Annotated in this window: 11 protein-coding genes; 9 read left to right on the plus strand and 2 right to left on the minus strand. The window is 68.1% G+C overall.

Annotated features, from left to right (window positions below; all coding sequences use genetic code 11):
- The first annotated feature begins 38 nt into the window (after positions 1-38).
- The 9 genes from ACFVVC_RS03395 to ACFVVC_RS03435 all read left to right on the plus strand — a co-directional run bounded on the left by ACFVVC_RS03395 (position 39) and on the right by ACFVVC_RS03435 (position 11,583).
- Complete coding sequence (locus tag ACFVVC_RS03395) at positions 39-2,852, plus strand: aconitate hydratase (RefSeq protein WP_387449209.1); 2,814 nt, start codon at positions 39-41, stop codon at positions 2,850-2,852.
- A gap of 129 nt (positions 2,853-2,981) precedes the next feature.
- Positions 2,982-4,955, plus strand: a complete 1,974-nt coding sequence (gene dxs / locus ACFVVC_RS03400; RefSeq protein WP_387449213.1) for a 1-deoxy-D-xylulose-5-phosphate synthase — start codon at positions 2,982-2,984, stop codon at positions 4,953-4,955.
- Positions 4,952-5,569 carry a DUF402 domain-containing protein gene (locus ACFVVC_RS03405; RefSeq protein ID WP_387449217.1) on the plus strand — a complete coding sequence of 206 codons (618 nt, stop codon included), beginning with the start codon at positions 4,952-4,954 and terminating at the stop codon, positions 5,567-5,569. Before dxs ends, ACFVVC_RS03405 begins: the two co-directional genes overlap by 4 nt.
- On the plus strand, positions 5,566-6,126 hold the full coding sequence (locus ACFVVC_RS03410) for a hypothetical protein (RefSeq protein WP_387449220.1): 561 nt from the start codon (positions 5,566-5,568) through the stop codon (positions 6,124-6,126). The genes ACFVVC_RS03405 and ACFVVC_RS03410 overlap by 4 nt, the downstream gene beginning before the upstream one ends.
- 9 nt (positions 6,127-6,135) lie before the next feature.
- Positions 6,136-7,113, plus strand: coding sequence for an aldo/keto reductase (locus tag ACFVVC_RS03415; protein ID WP_387449223.1), 978 nt, complete (start codon positions 6,136-6,138; stop codon positions 7,111-7,113).
- A 34-nt stretch (positions 7,114-7,147) separates the two neighbouring features.
- Positions 7,148-8,185, plus strand: a complete 1,038-nt coding sequence (locus ACFVVC_RS03420) for a nucleoside hydrolase (RefSeq protein ID WP_387449226.1) — start codon at positions 7,148-7,150, stop codon at positions 8,183-8,185.
- A gap of 183 nt (positions 8,186-8,368) precedes the next feature.
- Positions 8,369-9,220, plus strand: coding sequence for an ECF transporter S component (locus tag ACFVVC_RS03425; RefSeq protein ID WP_387449229.1), 852 nt, complete (start codon positions 8,369-8,371; stop codon positions 9,218-9,220).
- Positions 9,221-9,230: 10 nt separating this feature from the next.
- Positions 9,231-10,019 carry an energy-coupling factor transporter transmembrane component T gene (locus ACFVVC_RS03430; RefSeq protein WP_387449233.1) on the plus strand — a complete coding sequence of 263 codons (789 nt, stop codon included), beginning with the start codon at positions 9,231-9,233 and terminating at the stop codon, positions 10,017-10,019.
- Positions 10,020-10,026: 7 nt separating this feature from the next.
- The gene (locus ACFVVC_RS03435) at positions 10,027-11,583 is read left to right on the plus strand and encodes an ABC transporter ATP-binding protein (RefSeq protein ID WP_387449836.1); all 1,557 of its coding nucleotides are present in this window, start codon (positions 10,027-10,029) and stop codon (positions 11,581-11,583) included.
- Between the two features lie 60 nt (positions 11,584-11,643).
- On the opposite strand, the gene ACFVVC_RS03440 is transcribed toward ACFVVC_RS03435, so the two are convergent.
- Both ACFVVC_RS03440 and ACFVVC_RS03445 read right to left on the minus strand, forming a co-directional pair.
- Positions 11,644-13,803 (minus strand): 3-hydroxyacyl-CoA dehydrogenase NAD-binding domain-containing protein, encoded by a 2,160-nt coding sequence (locus tag ACFVVC_RS03440; RefSeq protein ID WP_387449236.1) that lies wholly within the window; start codon positions 13,801-13,803, stop codon positions 11,644-11,646.
- The gene (locus tag ACFVVC_RS03445) at positions 13,800-15,080 is read right to left on the minus strand and encodes a thiolase family protein (RefSeq protein WP_387449239.1); all 1,281 of its coding nucleotides are present in this window, start codon (positions 15,078-15,080) and stop codon (positions 13,800-13,802) included. Before ACFVVC_RS03445 ends, ACFVVC_RS03440 begins: the two co-directional genes overlap by 4 nt.
- Positions 15,081-15,122 lie beyond the last annotated feature (42 nt).

Genomic DNA, 15,122 nt, shown 5'->3' on the forward strand with positions numbered 1-15,122 from the left:
CGCGACAAAGATGAAACTGTTGCGAGAGGAGTCCTGCGATGAGCACTGTGGACAGCTTCGGTTCAAAAGGCAAACTTAATGTAGCCGGAACCGAATACGAAATTTTCCGGTTGAACTCCGTTGAAGGTGCAGAAAACCTTCCGTTCAGCCTCAAGGTATTGCTTGAAAACCTGTTGAGGACCGAGGACGGCGCGAACATCACGGCCGACCACGTCCGCGCACTGGCCGGTTGGGATCCCAACGCCGAGCCCGACACTGAAATCCAGTTCACGCCGGCGCGCGTGATCATGCAGGACTTCACTGGCGTGCCCTGCGTTGTGGACCTCGCCACCATGCGTGAGGCCGTCAAGGAACTGGGTGGCGACCCCAAGCGGGTCAACCCGCTGGCACCGGCGGAAATGGTCATCGACCACTCCGTGCAGATCGACGCCTTCGGCAACTCCGGCGCACTGGAGCGCAACATGGAGATCGAGTACCAGCGCAACGGCGAGCGGTACCAGTTCCTCCGGTGGGGCCAGACCGCGTTCGACGACTTCAAGGTTGTCCCGCCGGGAACCGGCATCGTGCACCAGGTGAACATCGAATACCTGGCCCGCACCGTCATGACCCGCGAGGTTGACGGTTCGCTGCGCGCCTACCCCGACACCTGCGTCGGCACCGACTCTCACACCACCATGGTCAACGGCTTGGGCGTGCTCGGCTGGGGCGTCGGCGGCATCGAGGCCGAGGCTGCCATGCTGGGCCAGCCCGTCTCCATGCTGATCCCGCGCGTCGTCGGTTTCAAGCTGACCGGCTCCATCCCCGCCGGTGCCACCGCCACCGACGTCGTGCTCACCATCACCGAGCAGCTGCGCCAGCACGGCGTCGTGGGCAAGTTCGTTGAGTTCTACGGCGAAGGCGTCGCGGCCGTGCCGCTGGCCAACCGCGCCACCATCGGCAACATGAGCCCCGAGTTCGGTTCCACCGCCGCCATGTTCCCGATCGACGACGTCACCCTCGACTACCTGCGCCTCACCGGTCGGTCCGACGAGAACGTCGCCCTGGTCGAGGCCTACGCGAAGGAACAGGGCCTCTGGCACGACCCCTCCCGCGAGATCAAGTTCTCCGAGTACCTGGAGCTGGACCTGTCGACGGTTGTCCCGTCGATCTCCGGCCCGAAGCGCCCGCAGGACCGCATCATCCTCACCGAATCCAAGGCGCAGTTCCGCGAGGACCTCCGCAACTACGTCAAGGTGGACCTCGCTGACGGCAGCCTGGACGAAGCGATCGACGAGAGCTTCCCGGCGTCGGATTCGCCGTCTTTCACCGCCTCGGCGACCCACCTCACCGAGCAGGCCCCGCACGGCCACGGTCCCAAGTCCAACGGACGTCCGTCCAACAAGGTGGCCGTCACCACCGCCGACGGACGCGAGTTCGAACTGGACCACGGAGCCGTGTCGATCGCCTCGATCACCTCCTGCACCAACACGTCCAACCCCTCCGTGATGCTGGCCGCGGCACTGCTGGCCCGCAACGCCGTGGAAAAGGGCCTGGCCGCGAAGCCTTGGGTCAAGACCTCCGTCGCTCCCGGCTCCAAGGTGGTCACCGACTACTACAACAAGTCGGGCCTGACCCCGTACCTGGAGAAGCTCGGCTTCTACATCGTGGGCTACGGCTGCGCCACCTGCATCGGCAACTCCGGCCCGCTGGACGCCGAAATCTCCGAGGCCATCCAGGCCAACGACCTCTCCGTCACGGCAGTGCTCTCCGGCAACCGCAACTTCGAAGGCCGGATCAACCCGGACGTCAAGATGAACTACCTGGCCTCCCCGCCGCTGGTCATCGCCTACGCCCTGGCCGGAACCATGGACTTCGACTTCGAAAACGATGCCCTGGGCCAGGACGAGGCCGGCAACGACGTCTTCCTCAAGGACATCTGGCCGAACCCGGTCGAAGTCCAGCAGGTCATCGACTCCTCGATCGACAAGGGCATGTTCGCCCGCGGCTACGAGGGCGTCTTCGAAGGCGACGACCGGTGGAAGGCCCTGGACACCCCCGCCGGCGACACCTTCGCCTGGGACGAGAAGTCCACCTACGTCCGGAAGCCCCCGTACTTCGAGGGCATGCAGGCCCAGCCGGAACCGGTCAAGGACATCACCGGTGCGCGCGTGCTGCTGAAGCTTGGCGACTCCGTCACCACCGACCACATCTCCCCGGCCGGTTCGTTCAAGTCCGACACCCCGGCCGGCCAGTACCTGCTGGCCAACGGCGTGGAGCGCAAGGACTTCAACTCCTACGGCTCACGCCGTGGCAACCACGAGGTCATGATCCGCGGCACGTTCGCCAACATCCGGATCAAGAACCAGCTGCTCGACGGCGTCGAGGGCGGCTTCACCCGCGACTTCACCCAGGCAGACGGCCCCCAGGCCTACGTCTACGACGCCGCGCAGAACTACCAGGCAGCCGGCACCCCGCTGGTGGTCCTGGCAGGCAAGGAGTACGGCTCCGGTTCGTCCCGTGACTGGGCCGCCAAGGGCACGGCGCTCCTGGGCGTCAAGGCCGTCATCGCCGAAAGCTACGAGCGCATCCACCGCTCCAACCTGATCGGCATGGGCGTCCTGCCGCTGCAGTACCCGGCCGGCGAGTCCGCTGCCAGCCTGGGCCTGACCGGCACGGAAACCTTCGCAGTTGAGGGCGTCACCGCCCTGAACGAAGGCACCACGCCGAAGACCCTGAAGGTCACCGCGACGGCCGAAGACGGTTCCACCACCTCCTTCGATGCGGTCCTGCGCATCGACACCCCGGGTGAAGCCGACTACTACCGCAACGGCGGCATCCTGCAGTACGTGCTGCGCCAGATCTCCGCGAACTAGCGGAACCGCTGCGCAGCCAGCATCCTCCCCGAAGCCCCGGCCGGTCACCGACCAGCCGGGGCTTCGGCTTTGCAACCAAGCCAAGGCGTTAGAGTTAAACGGCACGTCTACCACCCGAAGGAGGGGTCATTGGGAATCTTGGACACCATCCGGAATCCGCAGGACCTGAACGAGTTGACCGAGGAACAGCTGGAGCAGCTGGCTTCGGAGATCAGGGAGTTCCTGATCACGAACGTCTCACAGACGGGCGGACACCTCGGACCCAACCTTGGCGTCGTTGAACTGACGCTGGCCGTACACCGCACCTTCGAATCCCCCCGCGACAGCATCGTCTTCGACACGGGCCACCAGTCCTACGTCCATAAGCTCCTCACCGGACGCCAGGACTTCAGCACCCTCCGGCAGGAAGGTGGCCTTTCCGGCTACCCCTCACGCGCGGAGTCCGAACACGACATCGTGGAAAGCTCGCACGCATCCTCCTCCCTGTCCTGGGCGGACGGCATCTCCCGGGCCCGCCAGCTCACCGGCGAAGGCGACCGGCACGTGGTGGCCATCGTGGGCGACGGCGCCCTGACCGGTGGCATGGCCTGGGAAGCCATCAACAACATTGCGGCGGACAAGAAACGCCGCGTGGTCATCGTCGTCAACGACAACGGACGTTCCTACGCCCCCACCGTGGGCGGGTTTGCCGACTACCTCGCGTCCCTGCGCCCCACCATCGACTCCTTCCGAGCCGCGCCCGCCTATGAAGGCGCGCTGGACTGGTGGAAGAAGAAGCTCCAAAACGGCGGACCCGCAGGACAGTTCACCTACAAGAGCCTGCACGCCATGAAAAAAGGCATCAAGGACTGGTGGGCTCCGCAGGGCATGTTCGAGGACCTCGGCATGAAGTACATCGGCCCCGTGGACGGGCACAACCTCCAGGCCATGGAGCATGCGCTCTCCACCGCCAGGAACTACGGCGGACCCGTCATCGTGCACGCCATGACCGAAAAGGGGCACGGCTACGCGCCGGCCCGCGCCCATGAAGCGGACCAGTTCCATGCGGTAGGCATCATCGATCCCGAAACCGGCGAACCAACGGGCACCGGCGGCGCGCAGTCCTGGACCTCCGTCTTCGCCGACGAGATCGCCGCCATCGCCGACGAACGCGAGGACATCGTCGGTATCACCGGCGCCATGCTGATCCCCGTGGGCCTGCACAAGTTCGCGGCCAAGCACCCGCAGCGCGTCGTCGACGTCGGCATCGCCGAGCAGCATGCCCTCACCGCTGCTGCCGGCATGGCGTTCGGCGGACTCCACCCCGTCGTCGCCGTCTACGCCACCTTCCTGAACCGGGCCTTCGACCAGTTGCTGATGGACGTCGCCCTCCATAAGGCCGGCGTCACCATCGTGCTGGACCGCGCCGGCGTGACCGGCCCGGACGGCGCCAGCCACCACGGCATGTGGGACATGGCCATGGTCCAGATCGTTCCGGGCCTCCACCTCGCCGCACCACGCGACGCCACCCGCCTCCGGGAAGAACTGCGGGAAGCGGTGGCCATCAGCGACGCGCCCAGTGTGGTCCGCTTCTCCAAGGGATCGGTTGGCCCCGAAGTGACCGCCCTGGAACGGCTCAGCGACGGCGTGGACATCCTGGCCCGCCGCCCCTCCGGCTCCACCGAGAACGACGTCCTGATCGTCAGCGTCGGTGCCATGTCCGAGCTCGCCCTCGATGTGGCAAACCGGCTCGGTGCACAGGGCATCAGCAGCACAGTGGTGGATCCGCGCTGGGTGCTCCCGGTCCGCCGCTCCATCATCGCGCTGGCCTCGCACCACCGCCTGGTGATCTGCATCGAGGACGGCGTCCGGGCCGGCGGCGTCGGCTCGCGCATCCGGCAGGAGATGCGCGCAGCAGGGGTGGATACCGCACTGAACGAGGTTGGCCTGCCCGTCGAGTTCCTCGACCACGGCACCCGCGCCCAGGTCATGGAGCGCGTGGGGCTCACCGCCCAGCAAATAACGCACGACGTCGTCGCGCAGGTTTTGGGAACAAAGGTACCGTTCGCGCGTCCCCTGCCCGGGCAACAGCACCCCACCACTGGCAGCCTCCCGATCCTGTGAGGGACGAAGACGCACTGAAATACCCGGGTGCCGTGGGGGAGTCGGGGCCGGTTCTGCACACCACTACCACGCGGGTCCCCGGCAACCTGCAGCCCGGGCAGCTGGTGGTATCCCGCAACCGCAAATGGAACGGCAAGGCACACTGGGTGGTCCCCGGGAGGTACCTTGGCGAAGACCGGCACGGTTGGTGGATCTTCCAGGGCACCAACGAGTTCTGTTCTCGCCCCGGTGCCGCGTTCTACACCCGGTCTGACGCCGTGCTCCTGGTGCCGCGCCAGGGTGACTGGGTGGCCACGTTCTACGATTCCGCGCATCCTGCCGGCGTGCGGCTCTACATCGACCTCGCCGTAGGCCACGAATGGACGGACATCCGGCCCGCCGTCACGGAGTTCCATGTGATCGACATGGACCTGGACGTGATCCGCACCGAAGCACGGGGCGTCTTCATCGACGACCAGGACGAATTTGCCGAGCACAGCGTGTCCATGCGCTACCCCCAACGGCTGATCGAGGACATCCAGGCGGCCGCGGATGAGCTTTTCCATGCCGTGAAGGCGCAGCAGGCGCCTTTCGACGGTACCGACGTTGAATGGTTTACAAAGGGACGCATATGAGCGGCATAGTCAGGGTCTACAAGCGCGACGACGAGGGAACCCTCCACTTCCGGGAAGCCTGGTTCGACGAGGAGTACTCCCAGTTCGTCATGAATTTCGGCGCCGTGGGGCACCAGAGCAAGACGGAGGAAACCGACGTCCCCGACGCCGATGGGGCCGAGAGCCTGCTGGACGCCTTCGCAGCCCAGTGCCAGGAGGACGGCTACGCCGAAATCCCCAACGAGGAGCAGTCCTGGGTGGTGGCCCAGTTCGCCCTCAAGACCCGGGAAGGCACGGAGCGGGACCGCTACCTGGAGCAGAAAGCCAAGGATGCCCTGATCAGCCATCTCGCCTGGCGGGGACTCGGAACGGTGGAACGGTCCGAGTTCACGGATTACAAACTCAACATCTTCTGCCTCTGCCCGGAGGTGAACAAGGCCGTCAACGCCATCAAGGTGTGCGCCCGCGGCGAGGACCTGGACTTCACCAAGCTCAGCATTGGTGCGGCCCCGTACAGCGAACCCGGGCATCTCAAACTCAAGCACTCAGCCAAGCCCGCCAACAGCTTCAGCCTCTAGGAGTCGTCCGTGACCAGTTACCGCCGCGTTGGAAAATCAGGCCTCACCGTCTCCACGGTAGGCCTCGGATGCAACAACCTGGGCCGCGCCAACACCACCACCGAGTCGCAGGACGGCACGGACGCCGTGGTATCCGCAGCCCTGGAGGCCGGGATAACGCTGTTCGACGTCGCAGACAACTACGGCCGGGAACCGGGACTGAGCGAGACCATGCTGGGAAAGGCGCTCGGAAACCGGCGGGACCAGGCCGTGGTGGCCACCAAGTTCGGGATGGACACCCAAGGCGCGAACGGCCCCGACTTCGGTGACCGGGGCTCCCGCCGCTACATCATCCAGTCCGTCGAAGCATCACTGCGCCGGCTCGGCACCGACTGGATTGACCTCTACCAGTTCCACACCCCGGATCCGCTGACGCCCATCGACGAGACCCTCGCAGCGCTGGACGACCTCGTCCGCGGCGGCAAGGTCCGGTACATCGGCCACTCCAACCGGGCCGGCTGGCAGATCGCCCAGGCCGAGTACGTGGCCCGCGAACTCGGCAGCGCACGCTTCGTGTCCACCCAGAACCACTACAACCTCCTGGACCGCCGGGCGGAGCAGGAGGTCACCCCCGCCGCCGAAGCCCTTGGCTTGGGCGTCTTGCCCTATTTCCCGCTGGCCAACGGGCTGCTGACGGGCAAGTACGCGCCCGGCCATGCGCCGGACGGTTCCCGCCTCAGCCACACGCGCACCAACATGGTGGAGGACGCCGACTGGGACCAGTTGGGCCGGTTCAGCCTGTTCGCCAAGGAACGCGGCCTGACCGAGGTGGAGGTGGCCTTCTCCTGGCTTGCCGCGCAACCGTCCGTGGCCAGTGTCATCGCGGGCGCCACCAAACCGGAGCAGGTCCGCCAGAACGCCTCGGCCGCCGACTGGCAGCCGTCGGCCGAAGACCTCGCGGAGCTGGATGCCATCTTCCCCGCCGTTCCCAAGGTTGCCCTCTTCTAGGGCCCCGGAAACCGAAAAACACCGTACCGCGATAGTGACTTCATACCTGGTGGACGTCGATACCGGCATTGACGACGCCCTGGCCCTGGCCTACCTCGCCGCGCTGCCGGAGACCGAATTCGTGTCCGTCACCGCAACGCCGGGAAACGTGGACGCCGACCAAGTGGCCCGGAATACCCTGGCACTGCTGGAACTGTGTGGCCGGCCGGACGTCGAGGTGGCCATCGGGGCGCGCGGGCCGCTGTCCATTCCGCTCACCACCACACCCGAAACCCACGGGCCGCAGGGGATCGGCTACGCGGTGCTGCCCGAGCCTGCCGGACAGGTCTCGGCGCGGAGCGCCGTCGACCTGTGGGTCGACCACGCCCGCGCCAGGCCGGGGGAGCTCACCGCCCTGATCACGGCGCCGCTGACCAATTTCGCCCTGGCCCTCCGCCGGGAGCCCGAGCTGCCGGACCTCCTGGCCGGCGCGGTGATCATGGGCGGGAGCTTCTACCACCAGGGGAACACCACCCCGACGGCCGAGTGGAACACGCACGTGGACCCGCACGCAGCCAAGGAGGTGTACGCGGCGTACCGCGGCAAGCCCCTGGCGAAGCTGCCGATTGTCTGTTCCCTGGACACCACCGAGCGGATGGAGTTGCGCCCGGAACACGTCCGGCAGCTAGCCGTGGCCGCCGGTGCAGCCGTGCCGGAACTGGTCCTGCCGGACCAGCCTGAGGGCCTGCGCAGCACGTCCGGCAACACCCTGATCCGCCATTTGTCCGACGCGCTGCGGTTCTACTTCGAGTTCCACCGGCTGTACGACCAGGGCTACCTGGCACACGTCCATGATTTCTTCGCCGCCGGAGTTGCCGCGGGCACGGTCGAGTACGACGTCCGGCCGGCTACGGTGGACGTCGAAACCGGCTCGCCCTTGCTGATGGGAACCACGGTGGCCGATTTCCGCGGGCTCTGGGGCGCTCCGCCGAACGCCAGGATTGTTTCCGGCAACAACCCGGACCAGGCGTTCCGCGAACTGGTGTCCGCCGTCGGCGGCCTGGCCCGGCGGGTGGGACAGACGCCGGCCTAGCGGCCCGTCCAGGGCGCGCCGGATTACCGGACCACGGCCCACCTCCGGCCCCGAAATGCCCGGTAGAATGGGCCACGGACCGGCCCGGCGCAGTTGCCGCCGGCTGCTGCCGAGGTGACATAGGCAGTCCCACCCCAGCCCGGTTCTGCCGGGCCACTGCCCGCACCCGAAGGAACATTTCCCATGTCATCGCCCTCCCTGACGCTTCCGTCCCAGGAACGCCCGGCGGCCCGCCGCCGCCGGCTGCTGGAGATCCTCGGCGCCCTGGCCATCGCCGCAACCTACGTTTACCTGGTCCTGAACCAGCCCGCCGACATCACCGGAGGCCCGGGCAGTGCCTCGGCCCTGATCGCACTCTCCGGCTTCCTGGCCGGGGCGGTCCTGCTGATCGTGGCCGTCCTGCCCACGCTTCCCGCATCCACATTGGTGCTTATCCCGGTGGCGCTGGTCCTGAACATCGTGCTGGGCCAGTTCGTCGGCAGCACCCTGGTGCCCTTCTACCTCGACGCCATCGGCACCGTACTGATCGCCGTCCTGGCCGGTCCCGCCGCCGGCGCTGCCACCGGCGCCCTCAGCAGCATCGTCTGGTCCTTCTTCAACCCCACGGTGCTGCCTTTCGCGGCCGGCGCCGCCCTCATCGGCTGCCTGGCCGGGCTCGCCGCCCGCTACGGCCTCTTCCGCCGTTTCTACCTCGCCCCGGTGGCCGGCTTCGTCACCGGCATCATCGCCGGCGTGGTGTCTGCCCCAGTGGCAGCGTTTGTCTTCGGCGGAACCTCGGGCGTGGCCACCGGCGCGATCGTCAGCGCCTTCCGGGCCATGGGTGACACCCTCCTGGCGGCCATCACCAAGCAGGCACTGATCTCCGACCCCATGGACAAGGCCATCGTGTTCACCATCGTGGCCATCCTCGTTTACGCCCTGCCGCGCAGGGCCCGGCAGCAGTTCCCGTTCCTGCGCCGCCACCGGGTCCTGGCCGGCAAGTCCCCGGCCGGGACCACCGAGGCGCCGGCGCAGGACGCCACCCGGAACAACTGACCGCACGGCCGTGACCGCATCTCCCGAACGCAGTGCCGCCGGGCCGGGAAGGCCGGTGCGCCTGAATCCGCTGACCCTGCTGGCTGCTGCCGGGAGTACAGCGGTCATCACGACGGCGGCCGCCAACTGGCTGTTTTCGCTCACCGTGATCGCCGCTTCCGCGGGGCTCGCGGCGGCAGGCGGCACCGCCCGCCGCGTGCTGGCTGCCGCCGCGGCAATCCTGGTTCCGCTGGGCCTGTCGCTGTTGTTGCTGCACGGGCTTTTCTTCCCCGAGGGAACCACCGTCCTGGCGGCGTGGGGACCCGCCCGGGTCACGGCGGAGGGCCTGGGGTTCGCCGGCCAGCGGATCCTGCAGCTGGGCGCCGTGGTCCTGGCCTTGCTGGTTTTCTCCTTCAGTGTCAGCCTCCCGGACCTCGTGGCGGCTTTGTCCGCCCGTGGCGTTCAGGGCCGGTTTGCCTTCGTCCTGGCCTCCACCCTGACCCTGCTTCCGGCCATCGGCGCCCGGGCGCGGCGGATCCGCCAGGCCCAGGAGTCGCGGGGGCTGGTAGTGAAGCGGGGCCTCCTGTCCAGGCTTGCCGCGTTCCGGCTCCAGGCGGTTCCCCTGGTCCTTTCCCTGGTGGAGGATGCAGGCACCCGGTCCGCGGCCCTCGAAGCACGGGGACTCAGCAACACCGGACCCCGGACCAGCTACCGGGAAGTGCCCGACTCGCGGCTGCAGCGTACGGCACGGATCGTCCTGGTGCTGGCGGCCGCGGCTGCACTGGTGCTGCGGCTGGTACAGGCAGGTGCCAGTGCCTGAGCGCCTGATGGATGCCGATACCGCCATTCAAGGCAACCGTCCGGTCCTGGCGGCCGGCATCCGGTCCTTTACATTCCACGACGACGAGACAGCCGCCCTGCGCGACGTCGCCGTGTCCTTCGCGGCAGGCACCTTCACGGCGATCCTGGGCGCTTCCGGCAGCGGCAAGTCCACCCTGGGCCGACTGCTGGCGGCATGGTTGCCGCCTGGTGGCCACGGAGCGCTGGCCGGCTTCCTGGAGCTGTCCGGCTCCCGGCTTGAGTTCCACGGCGGCCCCGAAGATCCCCGGATCGATCCGGCCCAGTGGGGCCGGCACGTGGGCTTCGTTCCACAGGACCCTGCGACGGTCCTGTCCACCGTCCGGTCAACCGTGGCTGAGGAGCTGGCGTTCGGCCTGGAGAACTCCGGGATGGAGCGTGCCGCCATGAAAGCCGCGGTGGGGCGCACTGCGGCGCTGCTGGGCCTGCACGATCAATTGGAACAGGACCCCGCCCGGCTCTCGGGCGGCCAGCTCCGCCGGCTGGCCATCGGTTGCGCCATTATTACCGGACCGCCGGTGCTCGTCATGGACGAGCCCTTCGCCTCCCTTGACGCGGCCGGTGCCGACGGGCTCGCCGCCGTGGTGCGGGACCTCCTGGCGCGGGGGACCGCCGTCGTCATCCTCAGCCAGGCAGTCGATCCATTGCTCCTGGAGGCCGGGACGTGGGTGGTCCTTTCCGGGGGGACCGTCACCGCCAGCGGTCCGCCCGCCGCCATGGGTGCCGGCCCCGGAGTGTTGCCGCCGGCCATCCGGCGGCCCGCACCCGCGGCGGCCGCGGTTGCCGGTCCCCGGCCCGTGGTGCCGCAGACTGGTATCCCGGCGTTGCAGCTGCGGGGTGTCGACTTCGCATACCCGGCCGTGGCAGGAGCCGCCCGGAGGCGGCGGGGAGCTGTACACACTGGGGAGCCGGCTGTCCTTGCACCCGTGCTGCGGGCGGTCGACCTTGCCGTCCATCCGGGGGAAATCGTCGCCGTCACCGGACCCAACGGGGCGGGAAAATCCACCCTCCTGCGGCATTTCAACGGGCTGCTCAGACCCAGCTCGGGGTCCGTGCAGGTCCAGGGCGCCGACATCTCGGGCGCACCCGTGGGACGGACGGCGGCCTCGGTGGGCTTGCTGTTCCAGCAGCCCCGAGACCAACTGTTTGAACGGTCCGCCCTGCGGGAAGTCAGCTTTGGCCTTGACCGCATGGCCGGTCCGGCACAGGCATCCCACCGTGCCGCGGCGGCGCTGGCGTCAGTCGGGCTGGCAGAGGCCGCGCACGAACACCCCGCCGAGCTGCCGGCGTCAGCCCAGCGCCTCCTGGCCCTGGCCACCGTCCTGGCACGCAGGCCCGCCGTCCTCGCGCTGGATGAACCCACCGTGGCGCTGGACGGCGACGGACTGGCCCTGCTGGATGCAGCCGTCCGCCTGGCAGCCGCGGAAGGCGCCGCCGTCGTACTGGTCACCCATGACCTGGCCTACGCGCGCTCGGCGGCGCACCGCATCCTGGCGCTCGACGGCGGCCGACTGGTCCCCGCCTGACCATCCCGCCCGGAAGGGCCTCCCAGGCGGGACGGGAGCGGCCAGGTTGGACGGGAGGGCCTAGGCCGGGCGGGACGCCACGCCGGGGGCCAGGAAACGCTGTCCGTTCACGCGCTCCGACGCTCCCACCCGGTCCAGGTATGGCGTGATGCCACCGAGGAACAGTGGCCAGCCGGCGCCAAGGATCAAGCACAGGTCCACGTCTTCCGGGCCTGCCACGACGCCCTCGTCCAACATCAGGCCGATCTCCTCGGCCAGTGCATCCTGGACGCGCCGCAGCACCTGCTCCCCGGTGGAGGGGCTGGAGCCAAAGGACAGCATTTCAAGGGTGGAGGCGGGGATAGCCCGGGTACCGTCAGGGGCAGTTTCCCAGAGCGCCTTCACGTTGTTGTCGATCAGCGCAGCCAGGTTGCCGGAGACCGGGAAGCGGTTGCCAAATGCTGCGTTCAGTGACTCCTGGACGTGCTGCGCCACAGGGAGGCCCACCATGGCCAGGAGCGTGAACGGCGTCATGGGAAGCCCCATGGGCCGCAGCGCGTTGTCGGCCACCTCCGCAGGGGTTCCCTCATCGAATACCGCGGTGACCTCTCCCATCAGCCGCAGGAGGATGCGGTTGACCACGAACGCGGCCGCATCCTTGACCAGCACGGCGCTCTTCTTCAAGGCCTTCGCCAGTTCGAAAGCAGTGGCCAGCACGGCGTCGTCTGTCCGCGGGGCGCGGACAACCTCCAGCAGCGGCATCACGGCCACGGGGTTGAAGAAGTGGAACCCCACCAGGCGCTCCGGGTGCTCCAGGTCCTCTGCCATCGCCGTCACGGACAGCGAGGACGTGTTGGTGGCCAGGATGCATTCCGGCGAGACGATCGCCTCGACCTCCTTGAACACCTGCTTCTTGACGCCGAGTTCTTCGAAGACCGCCTCGATCACGAAGTCCGCATCCGCGAAGGCATCCTTGGACACCGATCCGGTCACCAGCGCCTTGGTGCGGTTGGCGGCTTCCTGGCTGAGGCGTTTCTTGCCCAGCAGCTTATCCACTTCGGCATGGACGTAGGCAACGCCCTTGTCCACGCGGGCCTGGTCGATATCCGTCAGCACAACGGGCACCTTGAGCTGGCGTGCGAAGAGCAGCGCCAGCTGGCCGGCCATGAGTCCGGCGCCCACCACCCCCACCTTGGTGACCGGGCGGGCCAGTTTGCGGTCGGGTGCCCCGGCCGGGCGCTTGGCGCGCTTCTGCACCAGGTCCAGGAACGCGTACACGGTGCTGCGGAACTCGTCGGTCTGCATCAGCTCGGCCAGGGTCTCGCACTCAACCGCGGCGGATTCTGCTGCGGTCATGGTGCGGTTGGCCTCGAGGAGGTCAAGGACCTTTCCCGGCGCCGGCGACGCGCCCGACGTCTTGGCCTCCACGAACTTCCGGCCCGCCGCCACTGCGGCTTGCCAGCGGGCTTCCACCCCGGTGGCGGAAGGGTCGACGGCGTTGGCGCGTTCCGGTATGACGTTGCCGGAGATGACTTCCGCGGCCCATGCCAGCGACTGTTCCAGGAAATCCGCTGGCTCGAAGACGGCGTCGGCGATGCCCAGCGCGTACGCCTGCGGGCCGGACAGGGTCCGGTTGTTGCTGAGCGGGTTTTCGATCATGACCTTGACGGCGTTCTCCGGGCCCACCAGGCGGGGGAGGATGTAGACGCCGCCCCACCCGGGCACGAGGCCAAGGAATGCCTCCGGCAGTGCCAGGGCGCCGGCGCCGGTGGACACGGTGCGGTAGGTGGATTGCAGGGCGATTTCCAGGCCACCGCCCAGCGCTGCCCCGTTGATGAAGGCAAAGCTGGGGACGCCGAGGTTGGCCAGGGTCGCGTAGACGTCGTGGCCCAGCTGTGCCATCCACAGGCCGTGCTCACGCTGTTCCAGCGATTTCACTGCGGAGAGGTCCGCGCCGGCCACCAGGTAGTGCGGTTTTCCGGTGACGCCGACGCCGACGATCTCGCCGCGGGCTGCACGTTCGCGCAGGCCTTCCAGCGTCGTGCCGAGCTCCACCAGCGTGTTGGGGCCCAGGGTGGTGGGCTTGGTGTGGTCGAGGTCGTTGTCGAGGGTGACGAGGGCGAACGTGCCAGGTCCTGGCTTGCCGTCTGTGCCCGGCAGGACGATGTCCTGAACGTAGGAGTGGGTCACGGTTTCGTTGGGGAAAAGGTCCGCCAACTTGCGGTAATCTGCGGCGCTCATGCGGGGGCTCCTTCGGAAACGGTGGTGGCGGCGGTCTGCCCGGAGGGGGTTCCACTGTAGTCGGGGTGGTGCGGGTTCTCCCAGATCACGGTGCCACCCATTCCCAGGCCCACGCACATGGTGGTGATGCCGTAGCGAACCGAGGGGTCTTCCTCGAACTGGCGGGCCAGCTGGATCATCAGCCGGACTCCTGAGGATGCCAGCGGGTGGCCCACGGCGATCGCCCCGCCGTAGCGGTTGACCCGGGGGTCGTCGTCGGCGATGCCGTAATGGTCCAGGAAGCTTAGGACCTGCACGGCGAAGGCCTCATTGATCTCGAACAGGCCGATGTCGTCGATGGTCAGACCGGCATTCCTGAGGGCTTTTTCGGTGGCCGGTACCGGCCCGATGCCCATGACCTCGGGTTCTACGCCGGCGTACGCGTAGCTGACCAGACGCATCTTCACGGGCAGCCCCAGTTCGGCGGCGGCATCGGAGGACGCCAGGACAGCAGCCGTGGCACCGTCGTTCAGTCCGGCGGCATTTCCGGCGGTGACCCTGCCATGCGCGCGGAAGGGTGTGCGGAGCCCTTCGAGGTCCGCCATCGTGGTGCCGGGGCGGGGTGGTTCATCCTTGCTGTGGACGGTCCAGCCCTGGCCCGGCTTCCTGGCGGCCACCGGAACCAGGTCCGGCTGGATCCGGCCTTCCTGGTAGGCAGCAGCGAGCTTGTCCTGGGAGGCCACCGCGTAGGCGTCGGTACGCTGCTTGGTGATCGCCGGGAAGCGGTCGTGCAGGTTTTCGGCGGTGTTGCCCATGTTCAGGGCTGCCGGGTCCACCAGGCGCTCGGACATGAACCGCGGGTTGGGGTCTGCGCCGGAGCCCATGGGGTGGTGGCCCATGTGCTCAACTCCGCCGGCGATCACCACGTCGTAGGCGCCGAAACCGATGCTGCCTGCCGTGGTGGTCACGGCGGTCATGGCGCCTGCGCACATCCGGTCGATGGCAAAACCCGGTACTGTCCGCGGAAGTCCCGCCAGGAGCGCGGCGGTCCTGCCGAGGGTGAGCCCCTGGTCCCCGGTCTGGGTGGTGGCGGCGACGGCTACCTCGTCGATCCGCTCCGCCGGAAGGGACGGGTTGCGGCGCAGCAGGCCGCGGATGCATTTGACGATCAGGTCGTCGGCCCGGGTCCCGGCGTAGATTCCTTTCTCGCCGGCCCTGCCGAAGGGTGTGCGGATGCCGTCCACAAAGACGACGTCGCGGACAGTGCGCGGGGATGCGCCGCTTCCGTGCTGGCTCACGTGTAACTCCTCATCGAGACGTAGCGCCGGGTGCATGCCGGA

Origin of the sequence: Pseudarthrobacter sp. NPDC058196, from assembly GCF_042882685.1 — a bacterium.
Classification (GTDB): domain Bacteria; phylum Actinomycetota; class Actinomycetes; order Actinomycetales; family Micrococcaceae; genus Arthrobacter.